The sequence below is a fragment of the Maritalea porphyrae genome (genome assembly GCF_027213965.1).
In the GTDB taxonomy this organism is placed as follows: Bacteria; Pseudomonadota; Alphaproteobacteria; order Rhizobiales; family Devosiaceae; genus Maritalea; species Maritalea porphyrae_A.
In genome coordinates this window covers 51,253-67,511 of the sequence record NZ_JAPWGX010000002.1, presented here as the reverse complement: position 1 = coordinate 67,511, position 16,259 = coordinate 51,253, and the positions used below count along the sequence as shown (strand labels likewise).

Below are 16,259 nucleotides of genomic sequence, written 5' to 3'. Positions count from 1 at the left end.
CTAAAAACTAGAAAAGGGCAGGGCATGTGTTGCGCTGCCCTTTGACATTTTAGACGGCCTTGAGTGGCAAGCCCAAATCAATCAGCTCTTTACGCGCTTGCGCCGGATCTGCAAAGTGAACCGCCTTCATGCCTAAATAACGGGCCGCCACGATATTGGGAAAACTATCATCAATTAAAACACATTGGTCAGCCGAGAGGCTGTAACGATCTAAGAACCGATGAAAGATCCTGTAGTCTGGCTTGATCAACCGTTCATTGCCGGAAACCACAATGCCATCAAACTTGCGCAAGAATTCGTATTTTTCTAAGCACTCATGAAACTTTTCTCGCGAGAAATTTGTTATGGCAAAAGTTGGAATTTCTGCAGCAACCAATTCCTCTTGAATGTCGATTGTGCCCTGAATTAACCCCGAAATCATTTCGTGCCAGCGGTGATTGTAGGCAGAAATCTGATCAAAATACTGCGGGAAGTGATTTGTTTTTTGTTGAATGCCCTCTGCATAAGATGTGCCCGCATCAAACTCAATATTCCAAAGGCTAGTGCACACATAATCCTGAAACCATTGCGCTTCTTCTTCGGTGTCAAACAGCTTGCGAAACAGATACATCGGGTTCCAGTCGATGAAGACGCCACCAAGGTCAAAGACCGGCACCAAATAGTCGGACATATAGGATTCTCGTTGGTTGGAGATGTTAAGCGCTAATTGATGTTGATTTGAGCATCAAATCGTGGGCGATAGTAGTAGGTTTTTTCCAATGTGAAACCCGACTGGAAAATAAAGTCCACAATCGGCTGCCATTGTGTAGTCGCCTCTCCAATGATCAAAAACTTGTTTTTGGATTGTTCCGACATCTCAGGAGGAAGTGGAACATATGAGTCTTTGGCATAAGTGCTGCCCCCATTGTAGCCTTTGCTCCAATAGACCTTGGCTTTCCCTTTTTTATCCACAAAGACGCCAGTTACGACCTGCTTCAATGTAGCCGAGGGGTAAGGTGCCATCGTGAACTCGGCCGCCGCGAAATAGTCCTGCAAGACTTTATTTTGAAGGGATCCATTGGCGCGTGCAACCAAATCTCCTACTGAGCCAGCAACAACAGCAAGGCGCCTATCCATGATGATCAAGCGGCTTACTTCGGCAGTGCCGATATAGGCGAATAGCATGATGGGCAGGATCAGCGCAAATTCGACGGCAGCAATGGCTTGTTTGTCACTTATGAAATGCGAAATGGTTTTTAGAAAACTGCGCGCCAGCCGGGTGCAAGACTTGATCATTTGTATGGCTCATTCATGAAAACGCGTGCCGCAGAAATAACAACGGTGCCGCCAGTCTTGGCAAATCCGTAGTCAAAGCCAAAAAAAGTATTCCACTTGTAGTAAGCCTCTACCAAAATCACTTCGCTGGGGGAACCTGCGTCAAACTGTTCAACAATGACCCATTTCCCATCTTTGTCTACCGGAGAGGTAGTCACCGCAGCAGAGAACTTTGCGATTGGCCGTGTTCTAAGACGAATCTCGGGGCAATCGATCAACCCATAGGTGTGTTCGCATATCTTATTGCGAAAATCAGTGGGTTCATACTTTTCAGCGGCGCCGATCATGATCGTTCTTGCAGCATCATCCACTGCGCTATCAAAAACTTGGCTACCCAACAAGAACAACCCAGTTTCCAATATTGCGCCAATAAGGGCAAAGAACGGGAAGGCGAGCAAGGCAAATTCGATGACCGTGACACCGTCATCTTTGGCCGCAAGGCTTTTTGCCCGGCGTGAAAACAATGTTCTGAAGTTCCTAATCAAAGCCAAATCCAAAATCCAATAGCCAGGCGCTTAGTTACTCATTGTCGCAAGAGATCATTACTGTTCCCTTGCTTTAGGCCTTTGAATACGATTCAATTTCTTCCATCAAAATGCAGGCGCAAGGGCAACAAAGCTCTATTCGTCAGCTCTTTCAGCTGTCGCCAGCGAAGCCACAACATCCTCAACATATTCGGGATGGTCGCCACCAAGCGCTGTTGGTTGACAATTTGGAGCACATGAAACTGATGTCTTAACGGTGCCTTGAAAAACAGTAACAAGGTCCGTGCTGCCAACGCTCACATTGATAATGAGATCCGCAATAGGGTTCCCCACTGCGTCCAAGGCGATCAGATTCGTCGAACCATACCCTTTGCCGGTCAGAACCAGTGTTCTTGGGTCTTGAATCGTAGCGTCAGCAATCACAGGGTTGCCAATAACGACTGTGGATGCTGCAGATGGCAGACGCAAAATGCGCGCCATATTCATCATGACACTGATCTCGCTTTGAGAGTCGGCAGCCATTGCTGCGGTTGTCATCGCGATCCCCAGAGCACTTGCGCCTAACCCGGCGACGAACTTTGCAAACGTCATGATTTACCTAACTGTAACTATAAACTCACCATCAACATGCACAATAATGGTGAACAAATGGCAAATACGCGGGGCCGCTTTGTTGAAATTGGCAAAAAACTGCAGTGAAACCCCAGCTTTTCTATACATGCTCGTGTTTTAGTTACTTCTCATTAACCATATGAAGTAACTGCTTGGTAATCATAAGTACTTCAACAGTTGTTTGGCTGCTGTTGCTTGTACAAATTAATGAAATTTCAAGAAAGCGGGCATAGGTTGATCCATGAGTTCGGTGGTGAGGATCGAACAGCATTTATTGTCACGTTGTGGCAGGAGCAAGGAGCAACATAATGAATTTGGTAAAAAAGTTTCTAAATGACGAGTCTGGCGCGACAGCAATTGAATATGGTTTGATTGCAGCACTTATTTCAGTCGTTATTATCACTGCAGCAGGTCTGTTGGGTAAAGAGCTGACAACTGTGTTTACAAACATCACAAACGCGTTGAAGCCAGCTGCTTAATTGGCACAAGCCAATCGATCGCCCTAGCGCGACCGTTTCAGCAAGGTATTTTGAGAGGGGCACACTGCCCCTCTTTTTTTGTGACTTTAATGCTCTTTACGTTGGAATAACCATTGGCGGCTAAACAGTATAACTTGAAACAAGAGTTTTAATGGAAGACCAGTCAAATGTTGATGTCAGCCCTTGCCGTCATTTTCCCATTGTTAATGGCATTTTCCGCAGCCTATGATTTGCTGACGATGCGCATTCCAAACTGGATTTCATTAGCGCTTTTGATCACTTTCTGCATATGCGCCGTGGCAATCGGAATGCCTTTGGACATCATGGGCATGCATTTTGCCGTCGGGTTGGGCGTGCTCGTGGGAGCGTTCTTGTTGTTTATTCCTGGGTGGATTGGTGGAGGCGATGCAAAGCTCGCTGCGGCCATTGGCTTGTGGATGGGCACAGAGTTTGCCCTGCAATTCCTACTGATCGCAACTTTCTTGGGTGGTGTTCTTACAATTGCACTGCTGTTGTTCCGCGCGTATTTTCCAGTCGTTTGGTTGCCGAAAGCAGAGTGGTTGGTCCGTTTGCACAACAAAGAAGTTGGCGCACCATATGGTATAGCGCTCGCTGCAGGCGCAATGTTTGTATATGCAAATACACCCCTGTTTGATGCTCTAACCTCCAACCTTTAGGTTTTGGCGCAACTCATTGGCTCTATTTAGTTTCTATTAAGACTAATTCACAAGGCTCGGTTAACCAAGTTTTGACCCTTTGAATAGATACTGCCCCAAAAGCATTGTGTGATTTCTGCGCGATGTGATGTTTCAACCGGGGTGTGAGTTTGATGAAACCGGCGCGTATTGTACTTTTGGCTGTTGCACTTGGTGCGGGTGGCCTCGCTGCATTTTTTGCAGTTAGTGGCGGATCTAACAAAGAGACAATTGAAGTTGCTGCTCCTGTTGTTGAGCGCACGAAAGTGTTGATCGCAACACAAACCATTGGCATTGGCCAACGTGTAAGTCCTGACATGCTCGATTGGCAAGTTTGGCCAGAGGACGGGTTGCGGCCCGAGTTCATTACCAACACAGCTTTGCCAGACGCCCCAAGTCAACTTGATGGTGTGGTCGCGCGCTTTGAAATATTCAGCGGCGAACCCGTACGTGAAGCAAAACTGGTGCGCGCAGACCAAGGATACCTTTCAGCTGTCATCGGGCAAGGCATGTTGGGCGTTTCAGTCACGGTTACCCAAGAGTCTGGCGCAGGCGGTTTTATCGTGCCAAATGACCGTGTCGATGTAATCGTCACCCAGCCAACTCCATTTGGCGATACATCGCAAACCATAATGACAAACGCCCGTGTGTTGGCCATTGGGTCTCGACTCGGTGAAAAAGGCACCACCGGCGAAGGAGCCGGTGAAGGTGAAGTTTTTGAAGGGGATACCATTGCAACGCTTGAGTTGACCCCTCAACAAGCCGAAACAGTGGTCAATGCGCAAAAAGTGGGCGAACTGTCTCTGGCGCTTCGCTCTGTCATTGATTTTGCAGATGGCCCCGCAGCAGATGCGCTTGGGAACAACTCAACCATACAATTCATTCGTGCCGGCCAATCGGTTGCCTCGCGTGTCAGCATTCCGCAGACGCAAGAGCAAGCCGGGCCGGCAACGACATCAAGTGTCAAAATGCCGATCTTTTCTTCAGTATCAAACAATAGTGCAAGTCAGAGTTCTGGCGGTAATGCGGACGATGGGCAAGGCCCACCGTTGTTGCAGTAGGAGTAGAATGAAATGTTGAATACACGTTCCATTGCAACGCAAACTGTTCCGGCTCCTTTTGCAATTGGCCGCATAACAATGATCTTGACGATGCTTTTTGCAATGACGCTGGCATTGATGCCAACCGCATTTGCTGCATCTGGTCAGTTGCGCATCTCACATAATCAGGTCGGCAAAGAACAACGCGTCGAAATTGGCTTGAACAAATCCTTTGTTGTCGAGCTTCCTGTGTCTGCAAAAGAAGTCATTGTTTCAAACCCGCAAGTCGCCTCCGCGGTGGTGCGCACCAAGCGTCGCGCGATCATTCAGGGCGTAGGCATGGGAGAAACAAACATCTTATTCTTGGACGATCGGGGCACACCCATCATCGTTTTGGATGTTACGGTGCAACAGTCCAGCAAGGGGCTTGAAGGCACAATTGCTCGCCTACTGCCTGGTAGCGCAATCAAAGTGCAAACGCTCAATGGCAAACTTGTTTTATCCGGCACAGCGCGCAGCGAAGACGACATGAAAAAAGCTGTAGCGATTGCTGGCCAATTTGCTGAAGACAATGACACGGTTGCAAGCGTCATTTCCATTGATGGTGCGCAACAGGTCATGCTTAAAGTCACCATTGCAGAAGTTCAGCGCGAAACAGTCAAACAACTTGGTATCGATTTGAGCACCACACTGAGTGTAGGTGGGCTATCAACCACACTGGTAACAGCCCCGGGCCTGGGTGGTGTGTCAAATGTTGTGGCACCAAACTCTGTAAAATCTGGCTTCTCGCTCGGCAATTTGTCTGTTGAAGCAACGGTCAAGGCGCTGGAACGCCGTGGCGCAATTCGCATGCTCGCAGAACCTGTTCTAACTGCCATTTCAGGCGCCAAGGCTGAGTTTTTGGCAGGTGGCGAATTCCCTGTACCAACAGGGTATAAGGACGGTGAAGTCACATATACGTTCAAGAAGTTCGGCGTGGAGTTGGCCTTTACACCAACTGTCCACACAGGCAACGACATCTCTATGGAAGTCGAAACGAATGTGTCCGAGATCAATGCCGAAGGCGGCTACACGGTTGGTCCCGTCAATATTCCTGCAACCAAGGAACGAAAAGCCAGCACATCTGTTAGGATGCGGGCAGGTTCGACATTGGCAATTGCTGGCTTGATTGAAGAAAAACATCGCCAACGCTTCAATGAAGTCCCTGGCTTGGGCAAGATCCCAATTCTAGGCACTTTGTTCCGCTCCCGTGACTTTATCCGGGCCGAAACAGAATTGTTGGTCTTGGTTACGCCTTACCTCACAGAAGCAGGTAGTGCCCAAGACTACACTTTGCCAACGGACAAATTCACGATGTCGGACGATGCAGCAGCATATTTTCTTGGCCACATGGAAGAAATGTATGGTGTGGGCGGCGAGAAAAACGGCAGCCTGCAAGGCTCCATTGGCTTTGTCTTAGATTAATAAATTCGGATTGAATTTGGAGTGTTTTAATGAGTGAATATGACAGCGATCCGAACGGTGTAGAGGCCACGTCAATTGCTGGCGCGCGTCTAGTTCCGCACATCACAATACAAGCGTTTTGTGAAAATGCGAAAACCGCACAAATGATCGAGCAAGCAGCATCAGACCGCCGGATGAATAAGGTGGCGCTAACGACCCACAATGGCGGCATTAGCGCAGCCATTGAGATCTATCGGGTCAACCCCACGCCCAACCTAATAATCCTTGAATCCTCGCTCGCCGCGCATGAGTTGATTGACAGTTTGAACGAACTTGCTGGGGTATGTGATGCATCTACACGCGTGGTCGTCATTGGTCATCAAAACGACGTAGAACTCTATCGCAAGCTGATAAGGTTTGGCGTTTCTGAGTATCTGGTTATGCCAATTGAGAGTTCAGTCTTGGTTGACACCATTGCTGAACAATTTGCCTCAGAGAGTTCAGCGCCAATCGGCAGAACCATTGCATTTATGTCTGCAAAAGGCGGCGCAGGTTCGTCCACTATTGCGCACAATACGGCTTGGGCAATTTCACAAACCGTGCGCCGCGATGTCTTGATCCTTGATATGGACCTACCGTTTGGCACCGCGGGTCTAAATTTCAATCAAGAGCCGCCACACGGTTTGGCCGATGCGGTATTCTCAAAAGACGTTGTGGATGATGTGGTCATTGACCGTTTGATGTCCAAATGCGCCAATCATGTGAACTTACTCACAGCACCGGGCACATTGGACCGTGACTATGACTTCGAGGAGCGCTCATTTGAGCAAATCGTCGAGATTTGCCAGAACAATGTGCCATTAGTCGTTTTGGATCTGCCCCACGCGTGGAACGCTTGGATACGCCATACGCTTTCAACTGTTGACGAAATTGTCGTTGTTGCCGAACCGGATCTCGCGAATTTGCGCAACACCAAGACAATTCTGGACAAGCTAAAAGAACTACGTCCCGATGAGTCTGAGCCAATTCTAATGTTGAACAAAGTTGGTGTGCCAAAACGGCCAGAAATTGCGGCCAACGAATTTGGCACTTCAATTGACGCAGAGTGCTTTGGCCAAATTCAATTTGACCCAGCACTTTTCGGTTCCGCAGCAAATAATGGGCAAATGATCGCAGAGATCAACGCCTCTCACAAGATCAATGAGATCTTCACCAATCTGGCGCTTAAGACAACCGGCAGATCTGACCAAGGTGGCACTCAGCAAGGCGGCGTCATACCGGGTTTGTTGAGAAAGTTGAAGCTCGCTTAGCACTGAAATCATTGAGTAAGGTTTTTTATGTTCGGGAAACGCACAAGCTTTGGGGGAAATACAAATGGCGCGGCGCCGGCTAAGCCGCAGCCTGTTGCTGCCCCAAAACCAAAGCCAGCCGTCGCGGCACCTGCATCAACGACGCCCAAAAAAGCGCCTCGCGTGCAAGCCGAACCGGTAATGGATGTTAATAGCGACATCAAAAGCCGTGATGCGGATTCAGAATATTTCAAAACCAAGTCTTCTGTGTTCAATGCGCTGATCGACAGTATCGATCTTAGCCAATTGGCAACGATGGAGATTGAGTCTGCACGCGAAGAAATTCGCGACATTGTCTCCGAGATCATCGCTCTGAAATCTATTGTAATGTCGATTTCTGAGCAGGAAGACCTGTTGGAAGACATCTGCAATGACGTGTTGGGTTATGGTCCGCTGGAGCCACTTCTCGCGCGCGACGATATCGCCGACATTATGGTCAATGGCGCTGCAACCACTTATATCGAGGTGGACGGCAAGGTTCGCCTTACCAACGTTCGTTTCCGCGATAACGCTCACCTGATGAACGTGTGCCAACGCATTGTGAGCCAAGTCGGTCGACGCGTTGATGAAAGCAGCCCGATCTGTGATGCGCGTCTGCCAGATGGATCGCGGGTAAACGTAATTGGGCCACCGCTGTCAATCGATGGCGCGGCTCTCACCATTCGTAAATTTAAGAAAGACAAACTCACCCTAGATCAACTGGTCAAGTTTGGATCGATCTCGCCCGACGGCGCAGAAATTCTGCAAATCTTGGGCAAAGTTCGCGCAAATGTTTTGATTTCAGGGGGAACGGGTTCAGGTAAAACAACATTGCTGAACTGTTTGACTGCCTTTATTGAATCCGACGAACGGATCATTACGTGTGAAGATAGTGCTGAACTGCAACTGCAACAGCCGCACGTTGTTCGCCTTGAAACCCGTCCGCCAAACCTTGAAGGTGAAGGCGAAATCACCATGCGTGATTTGGTTAAAAACTGTCTGCGTATGCGCCCTGAACGCATCATCGTGGGTGAGGTGCGTGGTCCAGAGGCATTCGATTTGCTCCAAGCCATGAACACCGGTCACGATGGGTCCATGGGTACATTGCACGCTAACTCTCCACGTGAAGGCCTATCCCGTCTTGAATCCATGATCACGATGGGCGGCTATTCATTGCCTTCAAGAACAATTCGCGAAATGATCGTGTCCTCGGTTGATGTGGTTGTTCAAGCCGCCCGCTTGCGTGATGGCTCCCGTCGAATAACCCATGTTTCTGAAATCATGGGCATGGAAGGCGATGTGATCGTTACCCAAGACATTTTCGTCTATGATATTCTTGGTGAAGATGCCAATGGCGATCTCATTGGACGTCACCGCTCTACGGGTATCACCAAACCAAAATTCGCGGAACGTGCGCGCTATTATGGCGAAGAGTTGAACTTGGTTGAGGCGCTGGAACGTGCCAACGCCGAAGAAGCTGGAGCGGCCTAGCCAATGCCACCTTTTGTTCTGATATTGCTGACATTCGTTGCCCTGGGGGCTGTTGGTTTGGCGTTTGTGCCCGGCGTTGTGGGCGGTGGTCGCACCAACAAACGCATCAAGGCACTGACCGTTGGCGAACGCACTCAAGGCCGAAAGAATCGTGTTGATCCAACAAAAGCGCGCAATGAACGTCGCAAGTCCTTGCAAGACATTCTGGACGCACAGAGCGAGCAGAATAAAAAGAATAAGAAAGTCTCGCTTAAAAAGCGCCTCGCACACGCAGGTATGCGGATAACTGTTGGAGGTTTTTGGCGCAATTCTATGATTTTTGGCGCAATGGTGTTCTTGCTAACTTGGATGTTGGGTGTGCCACTTTTGTTTGCCACCATTTTTGGCGCAGCTGGCACCTATGTGGTGCCAATGTGGTACGTCAAGCAACGCACCAGAAAGTATCAAACTAAGTTCCTTGACGAGTTTCCTAACGCCGTTGAATCCATTGTGCGTGGTGTTAAAGCAGGTATGCCGCTGAATGAATCGATGAAAGTTGTCGCGAGTGAATCAAAAGAGCCCGTGAAAACAGAATTTACGCGCATCATTGAACAGCAGGCAGTGGGTAAAAACGTCGCCGAAGCGGTACCAATTTTGTTTGAACGGCTGCCTATTGCTGAAGTAAACTTTTTCGTTGTGGTGATCACCGTGCAACAGCAATCTGGCGGTAACCTGTCAGAGGCGCTTGGGAACTTGGCAACCGTTTTGCGTAATCGTAAAAAAATGAAGGCAAAGGTGAAGGCTGTTTCTTCAGAAGCCAAAGCCTCTGCGGGTATTATTGGGTCACTCCCATTTGTGGTCTCGATTCTGATCTCCTTGGTCAGCCCGACCTATATGGTTCCCCTGTTCTCAACGCCCACGGGCAATATGTTTCTGGGCATCGCTGCAATCATGATGTCTTTCGGTGTGTTCGTTATGCACAAAATGATTCAGTTTGATTATTAGAATGTTGCGCGAATTGAGTAAGGATTTCCAATGGATTTCGTAGGCCTTGTTACCAGTTCAGACTTTATCGTTTCAGTCCTTGCGGCTGTTTCTGTTGCAGCGATTGTGTTCACGTTCGGTGCGCAATTCTCTGACAACAAGGATATGAAGTCACGCATCAAAAAAGTTGCGGTGGAACGCGAACGTTTGCGCGTGGAAGAGATTTCCCGCTTGCGCGGCGAAGACAAGCATGCGCGCCGGATTGCGGACAATTCGAATACTGTCAAAAACATTGTGGAGCGCTTCTCGCTGAAAAAAGCATTTGCCGACGACAAAACAGCGCTAAATTTGGCACGTGCTGGTTATCGTGGGCCTGCGGCAATTACCACATTCGTGTTCTTGCGTTTTGTGGTGCCGATCGGCATGACCGTTTTTTCGCTTTTGTATTTCGTTTTTATCTTCAATAAAGAAGGCCCTCTCTTCATGTCCATCACCTATGCTATAGGTGTGGGCATTGTTTCCTCATATTTGCCTGTGATTTTGTTGAAAAACAAAACCACAAAGCGCCAACAATCTATTCGCAGCGCTTGGTCTGACTGTCTTGATTTGTTGCTATTGTGTGTAGAAAGCGGCATGTCGATCGAACATGCATTTGCCAAAGTGGCGAAAGAGATTTCTACGCAGAGTGAAGAGTTGGGCGAAGAGTTGACACTAACGACAGCTGAATTGTCGTTTCTGGACAAACGTTCACGCGCGTTCGACAATATGGCGCAACGAACAGGCTTGGACGAAGTGAAATCGGTGATGACGGCACTTATTCAGTCTGACAAATATGGTACTTCAGTTGGCAGTTCATTGCGGGTCATGGCCGAAGAGGGTCGGGAAATGCGTATGATGGCTGCTGAACAAAAGGCCGCTGCCCTGCCGCCAAAGCTAACCGTGCCACTGATCCTATTCTTCTTGCCAGTGCTGTTTATCATGATCATGACGCCTGCACTGCTGACTGCATTTGCGGTGAATGGCCCGAACTAGGCCCATGCGACTGCGTTCAACCTGCAGATCAGATGCAAAACGCCCGATTTCGTAATCTACGGAATCGGGCGTTTTAAATTTCTATCAGAGATCAGCTAGGACTATTTCTTGCCTTTGATTAGATCCCACTTGTTCTGTTGTGTCAGTAAGGCCCGGATATAGGCCATATTGCTCTCAACGACCTCGGGTGTAAGCTCTGCTGCATAAATTGCGCGAGCTTCATCAAAACGCCCTTGTAGCCCAATAACCAACGCGAGGTTTTGTCGAATGCGTCCGGTCGCACCCGGCAGGCCTTTTGCTTTGCGCAAATACTTCTCAGCCTGCACCAAATCTCCGGTCATGGCATAGGAAAGTCCCATATTGGCATGTAGACCGGCTTCGTTTGGTGCTGTCACCATTGCTTGTTGATATAGGTCGCGCGCTTCCGCGTTGCGCCCCATTTGGTCAAGGATTGCACCTTTAACGCTCAAGCTGTTCCAGTGTGGCGCTTCAACACGAATGGCCATATCAATGATGTTCAGCGCTTGGTTGAACTGACCATTGGACGCCAGCGCCTTTGCATAGGCCAATGCTACATCTCTGCTACGGGGGTGCTCAGTGCGCGTGCGTTCAAGCACCGACACAGCCTGACCTGGCTGGCCAGCGGCGCGAAGGGCTGCTGCGTAATAAATGGCAATGCGTATATCACGTGGCTTGTTCTGGTACTTCTGTGCAAAATCTTGAACTGCTGCTTGTTTTTGCACCTGTGTAAGCGCTGAAAAATCAGGTGTGCGAATTTCGCTGCCGCCACGGCTGGCTGCACATGCATTTAGCGCTATCGCGGCAACGCCGGCCAGCGCAAGCGTGCGAAACTGTTTGAAGGGGATGGAGCGATGAAACTGCACAGAAATTTCTCCAAATGGCGCATGACCCGTTCTAGGCAAGCTCCTAATTTCAATAAATCATTAACCCTAACAGGCGGTTAAAACGATCGAGCAGAACCATTTGCAAAGCACTCAAATGCGCGATATTTCTGAACCACAAATCAAAAAACAAGACGGGATATCATGACCAAGACCATCACCTGCGTGTGGCAAGGCGATCAGAGCCAACTTGCTAAATTGAACGAAAATCAAACCAATTGGCTCAAGGCCAGCAAGTTTGAGGGGCGAGCAGGGGAACTTGTTGCCGTTCCAACCGCTACTGGCGAAATTGATCAATATGTCTTTGGGATGGGTGAGCGCGAAAAATCGCACCCGATGGTGACAGGGCTTGCAGCGTCTCAACTCAAGGACGGCGAATTCGATTTGCGCGGAGAATTTGATAATCCTGATATAGCAGCGTTGGGTTTTCGTCTTGGTGGCTATCAATTCACCAACTTCAAAAAATCCGAGACCAAAGTTAGTTTGGGCGATGTCGAAGGCGCGGACAAAAACGAGGTTGCGCTGATGGCAGAAGCGGCGGAGCTGGCCCGTGATTTGATCAACCGTCCTGCAAATGATTTGGGACCAGAAAACTACGAGGCGACCATCCGCGAATTCGCACAAAAACATGGCGCCAACGTGCGCTCGATTGTTGGCGATGATCTGCTCAAACAAAATTTCCCAATGATTCATACGGTTGGGCGCGCTTCCGCTCAAGCACCACGCTTACTTGATTTTACCTGGGGGGCTGAAGATGCGCCAAAGGTTACTTTGGTCGGCAAAGGCGTAATTTTTGACAGTGGTGGTTTGGACATCAAACCGGCCGCTGGCATGCTCTTGATGAAAAAGGACATGGGCGGTTCGGCCAACGTACTTGGGTTGGCGCATGCCATCATGAGTGCGAAACTGAACGTTAGGCTCCGCGTTCTCATACCCGTTGTTGAAAATGCCATATCAGGCAATGCGTTCCGTCCTGGTGATGTATTGCCATCCCGAAACGGCATGACGGTAGAAATTGGCAACACAGATGCTGAAGGCCGTTTGGTGTTGGCTGACGCTTTGTCGCTTGCGGATGAGGAAAGCCCCGAGATCGTCATTGATATGGCGACATTGACGGGAGCTGCACGTGTGGCTGTTGGCACAGAACTCGCGGCATTGTTTTCAAATGATGATGCTTTTGCCAATGAAATAATGGCCGAGGGCATTCCCGCGTCTGATCCATTGTGGCGCTTGCCGCTTTGGGACAATTATGATGAGCTGCTCGCTTCGCCAATCGCCGATGTGAACCATGTTTCCCTTGGCGGATACGGTGGGGCCATCACCGCAGCTCTTTTCTTGCGTCGTTTTATCAAAAACACCAAGAGTTGGAGCCATATGGATATGATGGCGTGGGCAGATAAGCCGCGCCCCGGCCGACCACTTGGTGGCACCGAACAGGGACAACGTGCTGCCTATTTGGCACTAAAGAAGCGGTTCGGCTAATCCCAACGCCAAAGCACCTCCGTCAAGCGGCGGGGGTGCCCGATCTACCATCGCGTCCGTGCCATGAAAGGCGGTTGCGGTGGCTGATGTTGCTATCAGGTCGGCGCAGTTCTAATAACCGCGCTCTACGTCCACCAAATGCTTCAATTCACCCGATTGTTCATAGCTGTTAATCTGAGATGTGACCAAGCGTACGCCAGCTTCCAAACCAGAAATTGCGGCAATGTGGGGGGTGATGTAACAATTATCCAACGCCCATAATTCGCTGCTGGTCGGCAATGGTTCAACTTTGAATACATCAAGACTGGCAGCTGCCAATGTGCCACCTTTCAGCGCCGCGACGATATCATCTTCGTTTTGATGGCCGCCGCGCGCAGCATTAACAATGCAAGGGCCGCCGGGCAAATGCCCGCGCCGCAACTTAGAAAAGTTTTCCATGCACAATATGTCTTGTGTTTCAGGCGTTAGGGGCAAAAGGCAAACCAAAATATCAGTGCGCGATAAAAACTCATCGAACTTGGCAGTGCCTGAAAACTCTTCGATCCCAGCTATGCATTTTGGGTTGCGCGACCAACCCGCAACGTTATAGCCGAGCATGGAAAGCTTTTGGGCCGCATCTTTGCCCAGCTGGCCAAGCCCCATAATGCCAACATTAATCGTCGACGCACGCTCCGGATAATACTGATCCCATTTGCGTTGCGCTTGCTCGCGCTTGTAGCGCGTGGCTTGTCGATGATGCATTGTAACATTGGCGACGACGTAATCGCTCATACATTGCGTTAGTGTATCGTCTACAAAACGTACTACAGGCACACCGCGCGGTAACTTGGGGTGTTTCACAATGCTGTCAACACCTGCACCGAGCGAAAAAATCACTTCCAAATGATCCAACCCGTCAAAGGCATCTGCCTCCGGTTTCCACACATATAGATATTTAATTTCTACTGGCGAATATTGGTCCTGCCGCGTCACAACTTTATGATTTGGCAAAGCCTTTTGAAATGCGTTTGCCCACTCACGTTCACTCACGTCGCTCAGATGCATCAAAAAGGTCATGAAAACTCCAAAGAAAAAAGGCCGCACCTTTATGGCACGACCTTTGAAATTCGTCTAATCGCTAGTTGCGTTCAGCGGCTTATTCGGTCGGGAATGCGACAGGTGAAGCAGACAATGTTTGCAAATATGCAAGCAAGTCAGCACGATCTGTCTCTTTCTTCAAACCAGCAAAGCTCATTTTCGTACCTGGTGCGTAGTCTTTAGGTTTGGTCAAGAATGCGTTTAGGTCATCATACGACCAAACTTTGCCCTCGGCTTTGTAGCCGTTAAACACGTCGGAGTACCCAAAACCATCAACACCAGCAATTGGACGATCAACAATACCGTAAAGTGCAGGTCCAACCTTGTTCGCACCACCTTCGTCAAATGAATGACAAGCTGTACATTTTTTGATGAGTTTCTCGCCGCTTGCGGCATCCGCGTTTGCCAACAAAGCTGCAAGAGAAACTTCTTCCACCACTGTTTCTGCACCGTCACCATCGCTATGCCCAGCGTCAGCAGCTTCAAGCGTATAACCGCCGCCACTTCCCGCGACTGGGTGGTAAACAGTTTCTGCCAAGAAGCCGCCCGCCATAATGAACAGCAATGTGCCCAAAACGGCACCGAAAATTTTCTGCAGGTCAATCCAATTCATTTTATGCCTTCTCCACGCCGCCGCCCCATATCCGACAGCAAAATCTGCAACGTTTGAATATCACTACTCAAACCGAACTGATTCCCGCAAGCTATTTACAGAACCAGCTATTCGCGCGCGGACCTTATATACTGCGGCCCACGCGTGCAACTCCCAACATGCAATATGCGACATTTCCGCATAAATTTGGGTAAACAGCGCAATCTTTAACGCATTGACTCTTATTCACCCCTTGTTGATATTGCCCACCGGATAAATGAGAGTTTTCAAAGGTACTATGATGTTAAAGGTTGCGTTTCAAGGCGAAAAAGGTGCGTTCAGTCATGCGGCGGTCAATGCAGTCTTTCCAAACGAAGAACCATTGCCTTGCGTGACATTTGAAAACGCTATCGCAGCCGTACAAAATGGGGATGCGGATTATGCGATGGTTCCAGTGGAAAACTCGCTATATGGCCGAATTACCGACATTCACCATATTTTGCCTGAAAGTGGCCTCAAAATCGTCGGCGAACACTATCACCGTGTGAACATGTGTTTGCTGGGCATAAAGGGGGCCGAACTCGACGATATTGAAGAAGTTCAAAGCTTGTCTGTTGCGCTTGGCCAATGTCGCAAGTTCATCCGAGATCACAATCTAAGGTCCATCAATGCAGTGGACACGGCAGGGTCCGCCCGTGAAGTGTCCGAGCATGGCGATAAGCGTCGTGCAGCTATTGCTTCAAAACTTGCGGGTGAGATCTATGGATTGGATCTATTGGCCGAAGATATTGAAGACGAGGACCACAATACAACGCGTTTTTTGATCATGTCGCGCCGAATGCTAGAGATTAATTCTGCACCTGACGTGAAAACCACCTTTGTGTTCCGTGTGCGCAACGTTCCGGCCGCGCTATACAAAGCAATGGGTGGCTTTGCCACAAATGGCATCAATATGACTAAACTAGAGAGTTATATGGTGGATGGAAACTTCACCGCGACACAGTTTTATGCCGATATCGAAGGCCACCCCAGCGATCAGAGCGTGAAATTTGCCATGGAAGAACTTGAGTTCTTTACTGACTATATCAATATCCTTGGCATTTATCCTTCCAAGAAAAGCTACGATGAGGGTGGCAAAGAAGTCTAGTCGCTTTCGCAATTGCACAAACTGCAGTTGGTCTCTTGCATTCTAGCTTAAGATCAACCATATAGTCGCGTTGGGAGGTTGGCGCGGACGAACCGCTCGCCAACTGGGTCAGGTCCGGAAGGAAGCAGCCCTAACGAGTTTGGAACGGGTCGTTGCCAGCCTCCTTCTTTTGCTTTG

Annotated in this window: 17 protein-coding genes and 1 other RNA gene; 11 read left to right on the top strand and 7 right to left on the bottom strand. The window is 49.2% G+C overall.

What is annotated here, in order from left to right; genetic code table 11:
- Window positions 1-49: 49 nt before the first annotated feature.
- The 4 genes from O4H47_RS05175 to O4H47_RS05160 all read right to left on the bottom strand — a co-directional run bounded on the left by O4H47_RS05175 (window position 50) and on the right by O4H47_RS05160 (window position 2,390).
- Window positions 50-670, bottom strand: a complete 621-nt coding sequence (locus O4H47_RS05175) for an HAD family hydrolase (protein ID WP_269392894.1) — start codon at window positions 668-670, stop codon at window positions 50-52.
- A 32-nt stretch (window positions 671-702) separates the two neighbouring features.
- Window positions 703-1,275, bottom strand: coding sequence for a TadE/TadG family type IV pilus assembly protein (locus tag O4H47_RS05170; RefSeq protein ID WP_269392893.1), 573 nt, complete (start codon window positions 1,273-1,275; stop codon window positions 703-705).
- On the bottom strand, window positions 1,272-1,778 hold the full coding sequence (locus tag O4H47_RS05165; protein WP_269392892.1) for a TadE/TadG family type IV pilus assembly protein: 507 nt from the start codon (window positions 1,776-1,778) through the stop codon (window positions 1,272-1,274). The genes O4H47_RS05170 and O4H47_RS05165 overlap by 4 nt, the downstream gene beginning before the upstream one ends.
- Window positions 1,779-1,934: 156 nt before the next feature.
- The gene (locus O4H47_RS05160) at window positions 1,935-2,390 is read right to left on the bottom strand and encodes a pilus assembly protein N-terminal domain-containing protein (RefSeq protein ID WP_269392891.1); all 456 of its coding nucleotides are present in this window, start codon (window positions 2,388-2,390) and stop codon (window positions 1,935-1,937) included.
- Between the two features lie 329 nt (window positions 2,391-2,719).
- On the opposite strand from O4H47_RS05160, the gene O4H47_RS05155 reads away from it, so the two are divergent.
- The 8 genes from O4H47_RS05155 (at window position 2,720) to O4H47_RS05120 (ending at window position 10,882) form a co-directional block, all read left to right on the top strand.
- Entirely contained in the window at window positions 2,720-2,890 is a 171-nt protein-coding gene (locus O4H47_RS05155) for a Flp family type IVb pilin (RefSeq protein ID WP_269392890.1), read from the top strand.
- A gap of 167 nt (window positions 2,891-3,057) precedes the next feature.
- Window positions 3,058-3,567 carry an A24 family peptidase gene (locus O4H47_RS05150; protein ID WP_269392889.1) on the top strand — a complete coding sequence of 170 codons (510 nt, stop codon included), beginning with the start codon at window positions 3,058-3,060 and terminating at the stop codon, window positions 3,565-3,567.
- Window positions 3,568-3,719: 152 nt separating this feature from the next.
- Window positions 3,720-4,646 carry a Flp pilus assembly protein CpaB gene (gene cpaB, locus O4H47_RS05145; RefSeq protein ID WP_269392888.1) on the top strand — a complete coding sequence of 309 codons (927 nt, stop codon included), beginning with the start codon at window positions 3,720-3,722 and terminating at the stop codon, window positions 4,644-4,646.
- A gap of 12 nt (window positions 4,647-4,658) precedes the next feature.
- Window positions 4,659-6,089 (top strand): type II and III secretion system protein family protein, encoded by a 1,431-nt coding sequence (locus O4H47_RS05140; RefSeq protein WP_269392887.1) that lies wholly within the window; start codon window positions 4,659-4,661, stop codon window positions 6,087-6,089.
- A gap of 29 nt (window positions 6,090-6,118) precedes the next feature.
- The gene (locus O4H47_RS05135; RefSeq protein ID WP_269392886.1) at window positions 6,119-7,378 is read left to right on the top strand and encodes an AAA family ATPase; all 1,260 of its coding nucleotides are present in this window, start codon (window positions 6,119-6,121) and stop codon (window positions 7,376-7,378) included.
- Between the two features lie 27 nt (window positions 7,379-7,405).
- Window positions 7,406-8,887 (top strand): CpaF family protein, encoded by a 1,482-nt coding sequence (locus O4H47_RS05130; RefSeq protein WP_269392885.1) that lies wholly within the window; start codon window positions 7,406-7,408, stop codon window positions 8,885-8,887.
- Window positions 8,888-8,890: 3 nt separating this feature from the next.
- Window positions 8,891-9,871, top strand: a complete 981-nt coding sequence (locus O4H47_RS05125) for a type II secretion system F family protein (RefSeq protein ID WP_269392884.1) — start codon at window positions 8,891-8,893, stop codon at window positions 9,869-9,871.
- Window positions 9,872-9,901: 30 nt separating this feature from the next.
- Complete coding sequence (locus O4H47_RS05120) at window positions 9,902-10,882, top strand: type II secretion system F family protein (RefSeq protein WP_269392883.1); 981 nt, start codon at window positions 9,902-9,904, stop codon at window positions 10,880-10,882.
- A 101-nt stretch (window positions 10,883-10,983) separates the two neighbouring features.
- On the opposite strand, the gene O4H47_RS05115 is transcribed toward O4H47_RS05120, so the two are convergent.
- Window positions 10,984-11,766, bottom strand: coding sequence for a tetratricopeptide repeat protein (locus tag O4H47_RS05115; protein WP_269392882.1), 783 nt, complete (start codon window positions 11,764-11,766; stop codon window positions 10,984-10,986).
- 162 nt (window positions 11,767-11,928) lie between these two features.
- Here O4H47_RS05115 and O4H47_RS05110 point away from each other — a divergent pair, with 162 nt between their 5' ends.
- Window positions 11,929-13,266, top strand: coding sequence for a leucyl aminopeptidase family protein (locus tag O4H47_RS05110; protein ID WP_269392881.1), 1,338 nt, complete (start codon window positions 11,929-11,931; stop codon window positions 13,264-13,266).
- Window positions 13,267-13,377: 111 nt separating this feature from the next.
- On the opposite strand, the gene O4H47_RS05105 is transcribed toward O4H47_RS05110, so the two are convergent.
- Window positions 13,378-14,322 carry a 2-hydroxyacid dehydrogenase gene (locus O4H47_RS05105; RefSeq protein WP_269392880.1) on the bottom strand — a complete coding sequence of 315 codons (945 nt, stop codon included), beginning with the start codon at window positions 14,320-14,322 and terminating at the stop codon, window positions 13,378-13,380.
- A 79-nt stretch (window positions 14,323-14,401) separates the two neighbouring features.
- On the bottom strand, window positions 14,402-14,956 hold the full coding sequence (locus tag O4H47_RS05100) for a c-type cytochrome (RefSeq protein WP_269392879.1): 555 nt from the start codon (window positions 14,954-14,956) through the stop codon (window positions 14,402-14,404).
- Between the two features lie 277 nt (window positions 14,957-15,233).
- On the opposite strand from O4H47_RS05100, the gene O4H47_RS05095 reads away from it, so the two are divergent.
- Together O4H47_RS05095 and ffs are read left to right on the top strand one after the other, a co-directional pair.
- Window positions 15,234-16,082 carry a prephenate dehydratase gene (locus tag O4H47_RS05095; protein ID WP_269392878.1) on the top strand — a complete coding sequence of 283 codons (849 nt, stop codon included), beginning with the start codon at window positions 15,234-15,236 and terminating at the stop codon, window positions 16,080-16,082.
- Window positions 16,083-16,154: 72 nt separating this feature from the next.
- Window positions 16,155-16,250: signal recognition particle sRNA small type (gene ffs, locus O4H47_RS05090), an RNA gene on the top strand.
- The last annotated feature ends 9 nt before the right edge of the window (window positions 16,251-16,259 follow it).

Coding starts and splice junctions, on each gene's coding strand:
- O4H47_RS05150 (WP_269392889.1), top strand. CDS start 3,058: ATGTTGATGTCAGCCCTTGCCGTCATTTTCCCATTGTTAATGGCATTT.
- O4H47_RS05175 (WP_269392894.1), bottom strand. CDS start 670: ATGTCCGACTATTTGGTGCCGGTCTTTGACCTTGGTGGCGTCTTCATC.
- O4H47_RS05095 (WP_269392878.1), top strand. CDS start 15,234: ATGATGTTAAAGGTTGCGTTTCAAGGCGAAAAAGGTGCGTTCAGTCAT.
- O4H47_RS05100 (WP_269392879.1), bottom strand. CDS start 14,956: ATGAATTGGATTGACCTGCAGAAAATTTTCGGTGCCGTTTTGGGCACA.
- O4H47_RS05125 (WP_269392884.1), top strand. CDS start 8,891: ATGCCACCTTTTGTTCTGATATTGCTGACATTCGTTGCCCTGGGGGCT.
- O4H47_RS05135 (WP_269392886.1), top strand. CDS start 6,119: ATGAGTGAATATGACAGCGATCCGAACGGTGTAGAGGCCACGTCAATT.
- O4H47_RS05110 (WP_269392881.1), top strand. CDS start 11,929: ATGACCAAGACCATCACCTGCGTGTGGCAAGGCGATCAGAGCCAACTT.
- O4H47_RS05120 (WP_269392883.1), top strand. CDS start 9,902: ATGGATTTCGTAGGCCTTGTTACCAGTTCAGACTTTATCGTTTCAGTC.
- cpaB (WP_269392888.1), top strand. CDS start 3,720: ATGAAACCGGCGCGTATTGTACTTTTGGCTGTTGCACTTGGTGCGGGT.
- O4H47_RS05140 (WP_269392887.1), top strand. CDS start 4,659: ATGTTGAATACACGTTCCATTGCAACGCAAACTGTTCCGGCTCCTTTT.
- O4H47_RS05155 (WP_269392890.1), top strand. CDS start 2,720: ATGAATTTGGTAAAAAAGTTTCTAAATGACGAGTCTGGCGCGACAGCA.
- O4H47_RS05105 (WP_269392880.1), bottom strand. CDS start 14,322: ATGACCTTTTTGATGCATCTGAGCGACGTGAGTGAACGTGAGTGGGCA.
- O4H47_RS05160 (WP_269392891.1), bottom strand. CDS start 2,390: ATGACGTTTGCAAAGTTCGTCGCCGGGTTAGGCGCAAGTGCTCTGGGG.
- O4H47_RS05170 (WP_269392893.1), bottom strand. CDS start 1,275: ATGATCAAGTCTTGCACCCGGCTGGCGCGCAGTTTTCTAAAAACCATT.
- O4H47_RS05130 (WP_269392885.1), top strand. CDS start 7,406: ATGTTCGGGAAACGCACAAGCTTTGGGGGAAATACAAATGGCGCGGCG.